The following is a 15008-nucleotide window of genomic DNA, read 5'->3' as shown; positions in this document are numbered from 1 at the left end:
ATGCTCTAATTATATCTCTCAGATCTTGTCATTGTCCACATTTTTTCACACTTTCTTCACACTTTTTTGTACCTGTTGTTACTGTCTGCATAGCACTGTTACACAACTTTTTCCATAAATACTGGTTCTGGCTCTTCCGGCATCGGAAATGCTCATACACACCATTTTCCGTTGCTTTTTCCCTCTGGTTCTGGCCCTTTCGGCATCGGAAACGCTCATACGCACCACTTTCCGTTGCTTTTTCTCTCTGGTTCCAGAATATTTCAGACTATAACGCAAAAAAGCTCCACCCGGTAGTATTCAGAATTTCCAGATACCTGTCACGGATGGAGCTGTATGATTTCTTTATAAAATTTTATTTAGCGGCTGCTTTTGCTGCTTTTTCAGCCTTTTCTTCTGCCCAGAGCTTCTCAGCTACCGGCGCCCATTCTTCTGCATAATGTAGACATTTGCCACAAAGATGCTCTGCTGTCTCATTAGACTGAAGGTCTGTGGAGTGTGCACCGGATTCTTTTACGATACGCTGCAGAATCTCCGGATTTTCCAGCATAGGGCACGGACGAAGCATATTGTCATTAAACGGCTGATTGTCATGATACGCCATGAACAGCGGCTGTTTCAGAATCTCAAGGATCGTATTTTCATGGATATTACCATTTGAATAGTGAATGAATACACATGGTTCTGCATCACCGTTTGCATTGATATGGAAGTAGTTTCTTCCTCCGGCGATACATCCGCCTACAAACTCACCGTCATTCTGGAAGTCCATGGTAAAGATTCCCGGTCCATGTTCCATGTTACGGATCTCTCTTACACGGTTCTTTACATAAATTCGCTGCTCCGGATTCAGGAGCAGATCAACAGATGCTGCATTTCCAACCGGCATATAATGGAAATACAGTGCGTAACGGCATCCTTTCTCTACAAGCATCTGAATGAAATCTTCGCTTGTAACGCTCTTGTAGTTGGCGCTTGTGTAGCAGATAGATGTACCGAATACAAGGCCGTGCTCTTTCAGAAGATCCATTGCATGCATAACTTTGTTGTATACACCTTCGCCACGACGCATATCGTTGATATCCGGTTCACCCTCAACGCTCAGTGCAAGGAAGAGGTTTCCTACTTCCTGCATCTGTTTGCAGAGTGCTTCATCAACAAGTGTACCGTTTGTGTAAGCAAAGAATACACAGTCGTTATGTTTTCTGCAGAGTTCGATGATATCTTTCTTTCTTACCATCGGTTCACCGCCGGTCATCATATAGAAATAGATACCGAGCTCTTTACCCTGTGTTACGATGGAATCCATGTCGTCGAAGGAAAGATTCAGTTTGTTTCCGTATTCTGCTGCCCAGCATCCTGTGCAGTGCAGGTTACATGCACTGGTAGGATCCATCAGAATGATCCACGGGATGTTACATTTATGTATTTCTCTCATCTCGTGAATGGTCTTTGTTCCATTATAAAAAGCCTCAAATCCAAGGTTCATCAGAGTTGTCTTCAGAACATTCGGATGAAGATCCTGAACCATGGATGTTACATAACGGTTTAATGTATATTCCGGATTACAGGCAACTTTTCTCAGGTAATCCCAGTTTACGCCCTTTCCAAAATCTTTTAAATATTTCTCAGCAGTATCGATCAGTTTTTCATATGCCGCTTCAGGATTCTTGTGCACCTGAGCGACTGCATAATCAGCAACTCCTGCAAAAACCTTCTTTGCTGCCGCATGTTTAAGTTTGTTCATTGGTATTTCCTCCATCTCTGGCAATCATTATTTTTATTGTCTACATTATATTCAGATTCTGTTTCTGTTTTCAATGGACAAAAAAGGGTCAGTGGTAAATTTCCCCACTGACCTCTTCTGTAAAACGAGTTTTCCTTTATTTTACATAATATACATAGGAATCCTTTCTCGGTGCGGCTTTCGGAGCCGGACCGTCCGTATAGCCGAGTACACAGTGACCGATTCCCTCGTAGTCGCCCTCGATTCCAAGTGATTTCAGAAGTTCTTTGCCTTCTTCACTTTCAAATTCTTCTTTTGCTCTGTGGATCCAGCAGCTTCCGATTCCCTGTGCTTCTGCCTCCAGCATCAGATTTCCCATGACAAGACTTCCGTCATATACATATGTAGGTCTGCTCTTATCTGCAAGTACGATCAGTACAACCGGTGCGCCATAAAAAGGATCACTGTTTACGCCCATGACCTTTGCATTCATCGCAGAGAGTTTATCACGGAGTTCTTTATTTGTTACCGCAATGATGATCGGTGACTGCTTGCCCATACCGGTTGCCGCATAGGTTCCTGCTTCGATGATTTTTCCAAGTTTGTCCTGCGGAACCATGTCACTCTTGTATTTGCGGATACTTCTTCTGCTTTTGATTGTTTCCAGTACGTCACTCATGATAGATACCTCCTGATTTTATAAATTTATTAGTGTTTCAAAGGGAATCGTCCCTCCGAAAAGATCCAGCGCACTTCCGACCGTCACATCCAGCCGCCCCTTGCCGTGTTTTCTGAGGAGTTCGATATCTTCCATACTTCCTATCCCTCCGGCATAAGTCACCGGACGGTCTGTATATTCCGAAAGCAGTCCTGCGAGCTCTGTCTCAATTCCGTTTGCTTTGCCCTCAACATCCACTGCGTGGACAAGAAACTCGGCGCAGTGGCTTCCAAGCTCTTTCATTGTATCAAGAGTCACCGGAACATCGGTAAATTTCTGCCAGCGATCAGTTACAATAAAATACTGATCGTCTTTTTTGCGGCAGCTTAAATCCAGTACAAGATGCTCTGTTCCAACTGCCTCTTCCATCTTCTGTAGATTTTCCCAGGAAAGTCCGCCGTCTTTAAACACATAGGAGGTCACGATCACATGGCTCGCACCCGCCTCAAGGTATTCTGCCGCATTGCCCGGACACACACCACCGCCAATCTGCAGTCCCTTCGGATAGACTTTAAGAGCTTTTATTGCCTGCGCCCGCGTTGCCTCATAATACTCTGAATCTTTCCCATTCAGCAGAATTACATGCCCTCCCTTCAGCCCTGCTTCTTTATACAGTTCTGCATAAAAAGCGGCATCCTGCTCAGCAACAAAGTTTTCTCTTGCCTGATCTCCGGCATCCTTGAGACTTCCACCGACGATCTGTTTGACCTTGCCATTATGTATATCAATGCATGGACGAAATTTCATAATTCCAATACTCCCTGTCCGACAGAAACAGGAGCCGGATTCACTTCGGAACCCGGGCTTCCCGTTTATCTGCGTATTTCATTTCTCTGATGCTATGATAATATGAAATCCAGTTTCATGCAAGTATTTTTGCTTTATCAAATTACTACGATAAATCATTTATCATCCTTTACTCTCTCAGAACAGCTACCTCAAAGTTTCATACCACCAATACTTTTTATTCTCTTCCATCCACAACGTCTCCTACAGCGTCACCGACATCTTCTACTGCATCTCCGACGCCATCTCCAACTGCGCGGACTCCGTCGCCCAGATCCTGTGCCACGGTTCCATCCTCCGCAGTTGTTCCATCCGTTGTATTATCTGTTGTTCCGGCACCCTCCGTACCTTCAGATACAGTATCTCCATTGTCGATTACTGCATCATCTGTCATGTTTTCATTGTCTGTCGCATTATTGTCTGCATTATTTTTGTTATCGTTGTTATTTTTATCATCTTTATCTGCATTCTGATTTTCATCTTCCGTCGTCGTATTGGTGTTGTCATTATTCTCATTCGTGGTATCAGCCTCATCTGCTGCCATATTGTTGTTTCCGCAGGCTGTAAACACACTGAGTGCCATAATAAGTAATACTCCTGTCAGAATCTGCTTTATTTTTTTCATTTCCGTCTTCTCCTTTACCGTGTTTTTTACTTGTACTGATAATATGTACAAAATGGCAAAATCCTACTCTGGAAAAAACTGGTGTTTCATGGTAAACTTTAAAAAGATTTTTATATAAAAGAAGGGTATGACAAATGAAAAAGAAAAGAAACTTTTTGCTTCTGATTCTCGCTGTACTGTTTATCGGACTTTTCGCAAGCTCGACAAGTGTCTCTGCTTTTTCTCTTCCCAAACTGCAAAACGCAGAGTCCGGACAAATTGTACAGCGCGGACACTACTACTATTATCGCTACACAGACAAAACCTATGCCAGAAATCAATATTTGCGCATTAACAAAAAGCTCTGTTATTTCAATAAATCCGGCAAGCGCTGGCATGGATTTCACAAAGTGAACGGTAAGAAATATTACTTCGGCACAAATGCCCAGGGGTATCTCTATCGCAACCGTCTCTTCCGTTATAAGGGTTATTACTACTATGCCTCAAAAGACGGATCCATCGTCACCGGATGGCATACCACAAAATCCGGCAAAACTTATTATTTTGATTCCACCGGAAAAGCTTATACAGGTCGCAAACGTATCAATAAAACCAACTACTATTTCGGAAAAAATGGTGCTCTGGATCACTCCGGACTGAAATATAACCTCTCATCAGACTGTGCACTTCTCATCAATGCCGACACAGGCAAAGTGCTCTACAGCAAAAATGAAAATCTGCGTCATGCAAATGCAAGTACCACCAAGATCATGACCTGCATCCTTGCTCTCGACAACAGCAGCCTGAATGATAAAGTAACCTTTTCCAAAAAAGCTGCCGCTGTCGAACCATCCAAGTTATATGCAAAAGCAGGCGAAACCTTCTATATGCGTGACCTTCTTTATTCATTGATGGTTCCTTCCCACAATGATACGGCCATTGCGATTGCAGAACACATCAGTGGTTCCACTTCCGCTTTTGCCGAACTTATGAATGAAAAGGCCCGGGAGCTCGGCTGTACGAATACACACTTCGTCACACCGAACGGTCTGGATACCGGACTGAATCACTATACAACCGCATCGGATCTTGCAATCATCGCACGCTATGCGATCAAAAATCCGACATTCCGAAAACTTATCAACACTAAGCGTTATTCCTTTAAAAGTCTCAATACAAAGCGTAACTTCACTGTCGCAACAACGAATGCTCTCCTCGGAAAGCAGGCCGGTGTCATTGGTTTAAAAACCGGTGTAACTGACAAAGCCGGATATTGTTTCGTTGGTTTATGTCGTTCCCGTAAAGGAAACACCTACATCTCTGTCACATTGGGCGGACCTACTTCTGCCGCACGCTGGCGAGATTCCAAAATTCTGCTCACTTACGCATACAAAAAAGGTTAATGCAGAAAACCTGCCACCGGCATCTTCTGGCATATAAAAAATCCCCCAAATCTGTACCTGATAAGATATAGATCCGGGGGATTTATTTGTATAAAAATATGTTAACCTTCGATCACATCTGCCATATCATAGCGTCCTGCCGGTTTGCCAGCAAGGAATTTGGCTGCTTCGATCGCACCCTTGCCGAAGATAGCTTTTGAGTATGCGGTATGCTTGAACTCAATCACTTCATCCGTACCCGCAAAGATTACTTCATGTTCTCCGACAATCGTACCGCCACGTACTGCAGAAATACCGATTTCTTTATCATCTCTCTGCTGACGTCTCTGGCTTCTGTCATATACATAATGATACTGGTTATCCATTGCCTCATTCAGACTGTCAGCCAGTGCAAGAGCTGTACCGCTCGGTGCATCCAGTTTCAGACGATGATGCTTCTCAACGATCTCCATGTCAAATCCTGCAGTTGCAAGAACTTTCGCAGCATCCTGAATCAGCTTCATCAGAGTATTGATGCCAAGAGACATGTTTGCTGATTTAAGAACCGGAATCTTCTTTGCAGTCTCTTCCACTTTTGCAAGCTGTTCTTCAGACAGCCCTGTCGTACAGAGTACTACCGGAAGATTGCGCTCTACGCAGTAATCAAGAAGCGCATCCGCTGCTTTTGCAGAGGAAAAGTCAATCAGAACATCCGCTTCTGTCTTGCATTCATGAATATCTGTAAATACCTGGTAACTGGTATTGCCCTTGTCTGTGACATCGATTCCTGCCACAATCTCAGCATTTGCGTCTTTTTCTACAAGGTCTGAGATCACCTGTCCCATATGACCACAGCATCCGTGCATGATGATTTTTACCATAATTTATTGTCCTCCTGCGTATGTCTTTATGCCAGTTTGATACCGAAATCCTTCATTGCTTTGATCAGAGTTTCTTTGTTACTTTCTTCCATCTCGCAGAGCGGCATACGAAGAGGTCCTACATTCATTCCCATAAGGTTGAGTGCAGTCTTGACCGGAATCGGGTTTACTTCGCAGAACAGTGCGTTGATCAGCGGAATTGCATCGATCTGGATCTTAGCTGCGCCTGCAACATCACCTTCCATGAATTTCATAACCATATCATGTGTTTCCTTCGGAGCAACGTTGGAAAGCACGGAAATAACACCAAGGCCGCCAAGTGAAAGGATCGGCAGTACCTGATCGTCGTTTCCGGAATACAGTTCAAGATCTGCACCTGCAAGAGATACTGTCTTGGCGATCTGAGAAAGATCTCCGCTTGCAGCCTTCAGACCAACGATATTCTTGACATTCTTAACAAGTGAAGCTACTGTTGCCGGCTGGATATTGCATCCTGTACGGCTCGGTACGTTGTACATGATGATCGGTGTCTCCGGAACTGCATTTGCAATTGCAGTGTAGTGAGCGATCAGACCTTTCTGTGTAGCTTTATTATAATAAGGAGTTACAACAAGCAGTGCATCTGCACCATAAGACGCTGCTTCTCTGGACATCATGATCGCAGTCTCTGTACAGTTGGAACCTGTTCCTGCAATGACCGGCACACGTTTGTTTACCTTATCGATTGCGAATTTGATTGTCTTTAAATGCTCTCCATGAGTCATCGTTGAAGATTCACCTGTGGTACCGCAGATAATGATTGCATCTGTGCTGTTTGCAATCTGGTACTCAAGCAGTTCTTCGAGTTTATCGTAGTTCACCTTTCCATCATCATACATAGGTGTAACGATTGCAACACCTGCACCTTTAAAAATTGCCATTAGAACTCCTCCTTCATTCTTCTGTAATTTATTGTATTCATTCGCCGTCAAGCGGATGAGTTTCTTCCGTATTTAATGTAGTAATCATATCTACGTAAGGTCTCAGCTCTTCCGGAAAATTCCAGCCCGTCATTACGATATGCATGGATTCATCTTTCTGCTTCAGTATATCAATGATCCCATCCACTGTCGCAATCCCACAGTCCAGAAGTCCAAGAATCTCATCCAGTAACAGAAAATCACATTCCTGCGTCGCGATTACCTTACGTGCAAAATTAAGACCATTTAAAATGTTTGACTTCTCTTCAGCCTTTTCTTCCTCTGTCAGGTCTTCATAACAGCAGTCTCTCTTCTCAAAGCGAAAAATCTTGAAATCCAGATTGTCCACATCCTGCAGAAAATCAAGTGAATGTGTCTCTCTTCCTTTCAGAAACTGGATCACGATCACGCTTTTGCCCTGCGTTGCCACACGGAGACTCTGACCGATTGCCAGAGCGGTCTTGCCCTTACCGTTTCCGCAGTACACTTCTGTTAATTCTTTTTCCATAATACTTCCTCTTAATGTTGATAAACACCGCCTCAAAGGGCGGCACGCATATAATTCGCATTATTGGTTTTATCTTACCGCAGTTCAGCCAAAAAAGCAATACCTGAACTTCTCCGTCCAGATTCATCTCTTCTCTATACTTTCTAATCAATATATTCCAGTTTGCTTACAGATACTTCATAAGCGATCCGCCGCTCTGTCTGATTTTCTCCAATCCGCTTCATGTACTCACGGCTCTGGATCCTTCCCCACAGAAGTACATGTCCTCCCACTGTGAAGGCCGAAGCATATCGCGCATTCCTGCCCCAGCAGATACATGGTATGTAATCTGACTTGCCATATGGACGGTTGACTGCAAGAAGCATATCCGCGATCTCTCTTCCGAGAGGTGTCCTTCTGTATACAGGCGGTTTGCAGATATAGCCATCCAGAAAAATCTGGTTCAGTGGAACTGTTTCCTCGTCCTCTTCCACAAATTTCAGTTCTCTTGCAAATACAGAAAGGACAAGCCGGTTATGTTTCTCTTCATGACGGTTGTACGAACGGAACTGTCCCTGAATCTCAATATACTCACCGGTGTAATCCTGCGTCACATCCAGAAGTCTCTCAGAAACCATGACCGGAATCCGGTCCTCGGAATCACTCAGTCTGCGCACAAGGATTTCCATTGTATAAAAGCCCTCGCCAAAGACCTGATGACTGAATGTAAAGCCTGTATCAATTTTCCCCATGATTGATACCTGATTGTTTTCGATGATTTTGTCTGCCATAATGTTGTTCTCCTTCCTCTTTGGGTATTTTGTCTATACTAGACTATGAACACCCTGCAAGGTTTAGAACCAAAACTTTAAAATAAAAAAAATTTTCAGGATTTCCTTGTAATCTGCGAAAAATGTGGTAAACTGAAATACCGTACTATGTAAAAAACACATTAATATAGAAGTAATTAAAGAAAGGATTTCGATTTTATGAATACCAAACGCGAAGACGTACGCAACGTTGCCATCATTGCACATGTCGATCATGGTAAAACCACTCTGGTAGACCAGTTACTGAAACAGAGCGGTGTATTCCGTGAAAATCAGGAAGTTCAGGAACGTGTCATGGACTCCAATGATATCGAACGTGAACGTGGAATTACTATTTTATCCAAAAATACTGCTGTCCATTACAAAGGAGTCAAAATCAACATCATCGACACACCTGGACATGCTGATTTCGGTGGTGAGGTAGAACGTGTTCTGAAAATGGTCGATGGCGTTATTCTTCTCGTAGACGCATTCGAGGGAGCTATGCCGCAGACCAAATTCGTACTTCGTAAAGCACTGGAGCTTGATCTCCATGTCATCGTCTGCATCAACAAGATCGACCGTCCGGAAGCACGTCCGGAAGAAGTTATTGATGAAGTTCTGGAACTTCTCATGGATCTGGAAGCATCTGATGAGCAGCTTGACTGCCCGTTCCTGTATGCATCTGCAAAAGCAGGCCATGCAGTTCTTGACCTTGCAGATACACCGGAAAACATGGCTCCGCTGTTTGAGACCATTCTGAAATATATCCCTGCACCGGAAGGTGATCCGGACGCTGACACACAGGTACTGATCAGCACCATCGACTACAACGAATATGTCGGACGTATCGGTGTCGGTAAAGTAGAAAACGGTAAGATTGCTGTCAACCAGGAACTTACTCTTCTGAACCATCATGACCTTGACAAACGCAAAAAAGTCAAGATCAGCAAACTTTATGAATTTGACGGACTGAACAAAATCGAAGTAAAAGAAGCATCCATCGGTTCCATCGTAGCTGTATCCGGTATCGAAGATATCCATATCGGTGATACCCTCTGCGGCGGTGACAATCCGGAAGCAATCCCGTTCCAGAAGATTTCCGAACCCACTCTTTCCATGAACTTCATGGTAAATGACAGCCCTCTCGCCGGACAGGAAGGTAAATACATCACTTCCCGTCATCTTCGTGACCGTCTGTACCGTGAGCTGAATACAGATGTCAGCCTTCGTGTAGAAGACACAGAGACTACCGAGTGCTTCAAAGTTTCCGGACGTGGTGAGCTTCATCTGTCCGTACTGATTGAAAACATGCGCCGTGAAGGTTATGAATTTGCAGTAAGCAAGCCGGAAGTTCTGTATCATATCGACGAACGCGGTAAGAAACTTGAACCAATGGAAATCGCTTATGTAGATGTTCCGGAAGAATTTTCCGGTACAGTTATCCAGAAATTAAGTGAACGTAAAGGTGAACTTCAGGGAATGAGTACTGCCAGCGATGGTTCCGTACGTCTTGAGTTCCATATCCCGTCCCGTGGTCTGATCGGTTTCCGTGGTGAGTTTCTTACCTCCACCAAGGGTACCGGTATCCTGAACACCACATTTGACGGATATGCACCATACAAGGGAGATTTCCAGTATCGTAAGCAGGGATCTCTGATTGCATTCGAATCCGGTGAGGCAGTTGCTTACGGTTTGTTCTCCGCTCAGGATCGTGGAACACTCTTTGTAGGCCCTGGAGAAAAAGTATACAGCGGTATGGTTATCGGACAGAATGGTAAAGCCGAAGACATCGAACTGAATGTCTGCAAAACCAAGCATCTGACTAATACACGTTCTTCCTCCGCTGATGAAGCTCTGAAGCTGACGCCTCCAAGAGTTCTCAGTCTGGAGCAGGCAATTGAATTCATTGATCAGGATGAACTTCTTGAGGTAACACCGGAAAGTCTCCGTATCCGTAAGAGAATCCTTGATCCCAGAGAAAGAAAACGTGCCGCTTTCCGCAAACAGTAATTTCTCTGAGCAAAATCAATACAATATTTTAGAGCGTACAAAACCCCATGAGCAATCGCCCATGGGGTTTTCTTTTATATACCTTATTTATCATTTACATTTTTATTAATGTACTCATTAATCCATTTATTGACTTTATCACTGACAGAAGGACTTGATTTCTTCTTCGCCTCTTCTTTTTTCTCATGAAATTCTTCATTGTACTCCTGAAGTATGTCTTCCCGCTGATTTCGTTCCAGCCCACGTGCAGTAAGCTTACGCACAATATCATAAATAACACCAAAGAGCGGAACCGCGATCACCATACCGACAATTCCCCAGAGACCTCCGAATAAAAGGATGGAAAACAATACCCAGAAACTGGATACACCCGTTGTATTTCCGAGAATCTTCGGTCCGATGATATTTCCATCAATCTGCTGCAGAATCACAATAAAGATCAGGAAATACAGAGCATCCCACGGATGAGTTCCCAGAAGCAGTAATAATGCACATGGGATTGCACCGATAAACGGCCCGAAAAACGGAATAATGTTCGTCACTCCGATCACAACACTGATAAATGCAGCGGATTCAAATCCCAGCAGAGTTGTTCCCGCAAAGCAGATCAGACCGATGATCGCAGAATCAATGATCTTGCCGACAAAGAATCCATTAAACATCTTGTCTGTATAACGAACCTCTTCTTCGATGATCTTCGCCCATTTATTCGGAAAAATACCATAAAGCAGAAGCTTCGCCTGTGCGCCGAACAGTTTGCGGCTTGCAAGAAGATATACTGCAATCAGGAATCCAAGAAACATATTCTTGAATACACTCAAAACCTCGATCAGCTGTACGGTAATATTGTTGACAATTCCCTGAATCGTCTGCATCGTACTGGAGTTGGCACTCAGGATATCATTCAGCCCGCTTTCAATCTGAGATGAAAAATGATTAAAAAATTTCTGCAATTCCGGCTGGTCTTTCAGCAGTTGATCGATCATATGATTCGCATAGGAAAGTCGTGCCGGAAGAATACGGATAAGTCTCACTGTACTGTCCCATACCTGCGGAAGGATCAAAATGATCAACAATACCACAACGGTCACAGCAAAAATAACCGCAATTGCAATAGACAGAAATTTCATTCCCTTTTTCTGCTTCTCTGTCGCATTCGGAAACCATTTCAGAAAGCGTTCATCCATCCGGTTGCACATCGGTGCAAGGATATAGGCGATCAGTGCGCCGTACAGGAACGGTTTCAAAATGTTGAATACTACCCGGATACCCGCCACAATATTTGTACTTTGATTCAGGATATACAGGATTGCAAATCCAAATGCCAGAACGGCAGCGCCTGTGATACCAAGTTTCACGTATTTTGTGTTTTCATTATGTTTCAATAATCATGCCTCCTGAAACTATTGCTTCTTTTTCTTATATATAACCAAAAAAGTCAGTATATAAGTTCTCTGTTTATATTAACATTGTCATTGGTATTTATTGTAACACCCATATCCTGCCACTTGCAATACATAGATTCTTAATTTTGTTACAATATTTCTCCTGTTATTAAAGCAACAGCCCCGGCATCACGTTCCTGTAACGCCGGGGCTGTCGCTGCTTATAATATTTTTATGGAAGAAACAGAAAGCTTATCCTGCTTATTTACCGTAGTATGATTTCAGATAGATTTCTTTCAGCTCTGCGATCAGTGGGTATCTCGGGTTTGCGCCGGTGCACTGGTCATTGAAAGCCTGTTCACTCATCTCATCCAGAGTCTCAAGGAAGTATTTTTCATCTACGTTGTAATCTTTGATCGTAGGTTTGATCTCGATGATCTTTTTGAGTTCTTCCAGTTTCTCCAGAAGTTTTTCAAATACTTCATTGTCGTCTTTTCCTGTCAGTCCTACGAAGCGACCGATTTCTGCATAACGAGCCAGTGTCTTCGGATACTGATACTGTGGGAAAGTACCCATCTTGGTCGGAACTTCTGCTGCATTATAACGCATAACATCTGTAAGTACCAGAGCATTTGCGATTCCGTGAGGAATGTGATGGAAAGCACCCAGTTTGTGAGCCAGAGAGTGGTTTACTCCGAGGAATGCATTTGCAAATGCCATACCTGCCATGCAGGACGCGTTTGCCATATGGTCTCTTGCCTCTACATCATTACCGTCTCTGTATGCTCTCGGCAGATAATCAAATACCAGTTTGATGGCACGAAGTGCAAGTCCGTCTGTATAGTCAGATGCCATCATGGAAACATATGCCTCGATCGCATGTGTCATAACGTCGATACCGGAAGCGCTTGTCAGTCCTTTCGGTGCGCTCATCATGTTATCTGTATCTACGATTGCCATGTCAGGCATCAGCTCGTAGTCAGCCAGCGGCCATTTGATTCCTGTTTCTTTGTCTGTGATGATAGCAAAAGGTGTTACCTCAGAACCGGTACCGGAAGATGTCGGTACGGCGATGAAGTACGCTTTTTTACCCATTTTCGGGAATGTGTAAATTCTCTTACGGATATCCATAAAATCCATTGCCATGTCATCGAAATCTGCATCCGGGTTTTCATAAAGAACCCACATGATCTTACCGGCATCCATTGCGGATCCACCACCCATAGCGATGATGCAGTCCGGCTCGAATGCGCGCATTGCTGCAGCACCGGCTCTTGCAGAGGCAAGGGACGGATCTGGTTCTACATCAGAGAAGCATGTATGCACGATTCCCATCTCATCAAGTTTGTCTTCTATTTTCTTTGTGTATCCGTTCTTGTAAAGGAAGGAGTCTGTAACGATGAAGCAGCGTTTCTTGCCCATTACGTTTTTCAGCTCATCCAGAGCAACCGGCAGGCAGCCTTTTTTGAAATAAACTTTTTCCGGGGTTCTCATCCAGAGCATGTTCTCTCTCCTCTCAGCAACAGTCTTGATATTGATCAGATGTTTTACACCAACGTTTTCGGATACGGAGTTTCCTCCCCAGGAACCGCAGCCAAGTGTCAGGGACGGAACAAGTTTGAAGTTGTAAAGATCTCCGATACCACCCTGGGAAGAAGGAGTATTGATCAGGATACGGCAGGTCTTCATGGCTGCTGCATGTTTTGCCATTTTTTCTTTCTCATTTACATTGATGTAAAGGGAAGATGTATGTCCGTATCCGCCGTCTGCAACAAGCTGTTCTGCTTTTGCAATCGCCTCGTCAAATGTTTTTGCCTTGTACATGGCAAGCACCGGAGAAAGTTTTTCATGTGCAAACTCTTCGCTGATATCTACAGATTCCACTTCACCGATCAGGATCTTGGTTTCTGCCGGAACTTTTACACCTGCCATCTCAGCGATCGTAGCCGCTTTCTGTCCGACAATCTTTGCATTCAGTGCGCCATTGATCAGGATTGTTTTTCTTACTTTTTCGATTTCGTCTTTCTTAAGGAAGTAGCATCCTCTGTACTGGAACTCTTCTTTTACTGCTTTATATACACCTTCCAGAACTGTTACGGACTGTTCGGATGCACAGATCATACCATTGTCAAAAGTTTTGGAGTGGATGATGGAGTTTACTGCAAGACGTACATCTGCTGTATCATCAATGATGACCGGTGTGTTTCCTGCACCAACACCGAGTGCTGGTTTTCCGGAGGAATATGCAGCCTTAACCATTCCAGGACCGCCTGTTGCAAGGATAATGTCTGCTTCTTTCATTACCATGTTGGTAAGTTCCAGGCTCGGTACGTCGATCCATCCGATGATGCCTTCCGGTGCGCCTGCTTTGACTGCTGCTTCCAGAACAACTTTTGCAGCTTCAATGGTGCTTCCTTTTGCACGCGGATGTGGGCTGATAATGATTGCATTTCTTGTCTTCAGCGCGATCAGAGTTTTGAAGATTGCGGTGGAAGTCGGGTTTGTAGTCGGGATAACTGCTGCGATCAGTCCAATCGGTTCTGCGATTTTCTTGATTCCGTAAACCGGATCTTCTTCGATCACACCGCAGGTCTTTGTGTTTTTGTATGCATTGTAGATGTATTCGGATGCATAATGGTTTTTGATGACTTTATCTTCAACAATACCCATTCCTGTTTCTTCCACAGCTGCTTTTGCAAGCGGAATACGTGCTTTGTCAGCGGCAGTTGCAGCGGCTTTGAAGATCTTGTCAACCTGCTCCTGTGTGTAAGTGGCGAAAAGTTTCTGTGCTTCTTTCATCGCAGCAATCTTTGCTTCCAGTGCTTCCGGAGTATCAATGATTGCCGGGATGTGGGTTTCTTTCTTTGCCATTTCTGAATCCTCCTGTTTTTCCTCTTATGATATGATCCTTTTGATTTAGTCCGATAAACAATTCTGTTAATTGATTAACGTTAATTATTTATCAATGATTGGTATGCGCTTATTATACGGGTTCGTTAATCATTTGTCAATCTTCATTTCGTCAAAAAATTACCCAAATTATTTCAAATATCTTCTCTCTTTTTCTATAGATTCTACAAATTGAAATATCAGGTATCTATTTCATATCTCGATACCCATAGTCATTTTTGTCATATTTTTCCATATGCTTTCATACATTAATTGATGGGAAACGGAAATAAGAAAGTCGGTGATTCGCCCTTACTTTTCTTATTTAACGTTGATTTAACGCAAATCACTTACAGATTTATTACAGAA

The 15008-nt window shown here is 43.6% G+C and carries 12 protein-coding genes; 2 read left to right on the top strand and 10 right to left on the bottom strand.

What is annotated here, in order from left to right:
- Nucleotides 1-355: 355 nt before the first annotated feature.
- The 4 genes from H8Z79_RS00270 to H8Z79_RS00255 form a co-directional block, all read right to left on the bottom strand.
- The gene (locus tag H8Z79_RS00270; RefSeq protein ID WP_015541787.1) at nucleotides 356-1747 is read right to left on the bottom strand and encodes a radical SAM protein; all 1392 of its coding nucleotides are present in this window, start codon (nucleotides 1745-1747) and stop codon (nucleotides 356-358) included.
- Between the two features lie 136 nt (nucleotides 1748-1883).
- Complete coding sequence (locus H8Z79_RS00265) at nucleotides 1884-2405, bottom strand: nitroreductase (protein ID WP_015541786.1); 522 nt, start codon at nucleotides 2403-2405, stop codon at nucleotides 1884-1886.
- 18 nt (nucleotides 2406-2423) lie between these two features.
- Nucleotides 2424-3191, bottom strand: a complete 768-nt coding sequence (gene hisA / locus H8Z79_RS00260) for a phosphoribosylformimino-5-aminoimidazole carboxamide ribotide isomerase (protein WP_118039290.1) — start codon at nucleotides 3189-3191, stop codon at nucleotides 2424-2426.
- Nucleotides 3192-3408: 217 nt separating this feature from the next.
- The gene (locus tag H8Z79_RS00255; protein ID WP_118039289.1) at nucleotides 3409-3855 is read right to left on the bottom strand and encodes a hypothetical protein; all 447 of its coding nucleotides are present in this window, start codon (nucleotides 3853-3855) and stop codon (nucleotides 3409-3411) included.
- A gap of 134 nt (nucleotides 3856-3989) precedes the next feature.
- Here H8Z79_RS00255 and H8Z79_RS00250 point away from each other — a divergent pair, with 134 nt between their 5' ends.
- Nucleotides 3990-5237: a serine hydrolase gene (locus H8Z79_RS00250; protein WP_118039288.1), complete on the top strand. Its 1248-nt coding sequence runs from the start codon at nucleotides 3990-3992 to the stop codon at nucleotides 5235-5237.
- Between the two features lie 101 nt (nucleotides 5238-5338).
- Here the strand turns inward: H8Z79_RS00250 and dapB are convergent, their stop codons facing one another.
- The 4 genes from dapB to H8Z79_RS00230 form a co-directional block, all read right to left on the bottom strand.
- Entirely contained in the window at nucleotides 5339-6097 is a 759-nt protein-coding gene (gene dapB, locus H8Z79_RS00245) for a 4-hydroxy-tetrahydrodipicolinate reductase (protein ID WP_015541782.1), read from the bottom strand.
- 26 nt (nucleotides 6098-6123) lie between these two features.
- The gene (gene dapA / locus H8Z79_RS00240) at nucleotides 6124-7017 is read right to left on the bottom strand and encodes a 4-hydroxy-tetrahydrodipicolinate synthase (RefSeq protein ID WP_118039287.1); all 894 of its coding nucleotides are present in this window, start codon (nucleotides 7015-7017) and stop codon (nucleotides 6124-6126) included.
- 37 nt (nucleotides 7018-7054) lie between these two features.
- Nucleotides 7055-7564 carry a cob(I)yrinic acid a,c-diamide adenosyltransferase gene (locus H8Z79_RS00235; protein WP_118039286.1) on the bottom strand — a complete coding sequence of 170 codons (510 nt, stop codon included), beginning with the start codon at nucleotides 7562-7564 and terminating at the stop codon, nucleotides 7055-7057.
- Nucleotides 7565-7707: 143 nt separating this feature from the next.
- Nucleotides 7708-8334: a single-stranded DNA-binding protein gene (locus H8Z79_RS00230; protein WP_015541779.1), complete on the bottom strand. Its 627-nt coding sequence runs from the start codon at nucleotides 8332-8334 to the stop codon at nucleotides 7708-7710.
- Between the two features lie 198 nt (nucleotides 8335-8532).
- Here H8Z79_RS00230 and typA point away from each other — a divergent pair, with 198 nt between their 5' ends.
- Complete coding sequence (gene typA, locus H8Z79_RS00225) at nucleotides 8533-10365, top strand: translational GTPase TypA (RefSeq protein WP_015541778.1); 1833 nt, start codon at nucleotides 8533-8535, stop codon at nucleotides 10363-10365.
- 83 nt (nucleotides 10366-10448) lie between these two features.
- Here the strand turns inward: typA and H8Z79_RS00220 are convergent, their stop codons facing one another.
- Both H8Z79_RS00220 and adhE read right to left on the bottom strand, forming a co-directional pair.
- Complete coding sequence (locus H8Z79_RS00220) at nucleotides 10449-11750, bottom strand: AI-2E family transporter (protein ID WP_225876891.1); 1302 nt, start codon at nucleotides 11748-11750, stop codon at nucleotides 10449-10451.
- A gap of 261 nt (nucleotides 11751-12011) precedes the next feature.
- Nucleotides 12012-14621 carry a bifunctional acetaldehyde-CoA/alcohol dehydrogenase gene (gene adhE, locus H8Z79_RS00215; RefSeq protein ID WP_118039285.1) on the bottom strand — a complete coding sequence of 870 codons (2610 nt, stop codon included), beginning with the start codon at nucleotides 14619-14621 and terminating at the stop codon, nucleotides 12012-12014.
- Nucleotides 14622-15008: the final 387 nt, after the last annotated feature.

Origin of the sequence: Blautia intestinalis (assembly GCF_014297355.1) — a bacterium.
In the GTDB taxonomy this organism is placed as follows: domain Bacteria; phylum Bacillota; class Clostridia; order Lachnospirales; family Lachnospiraceae; genus Blautia_A; species Blautia_A intestinalis.
This window is presented reverse-complemented; position numbering and strand designations above follow the sequence as displayed.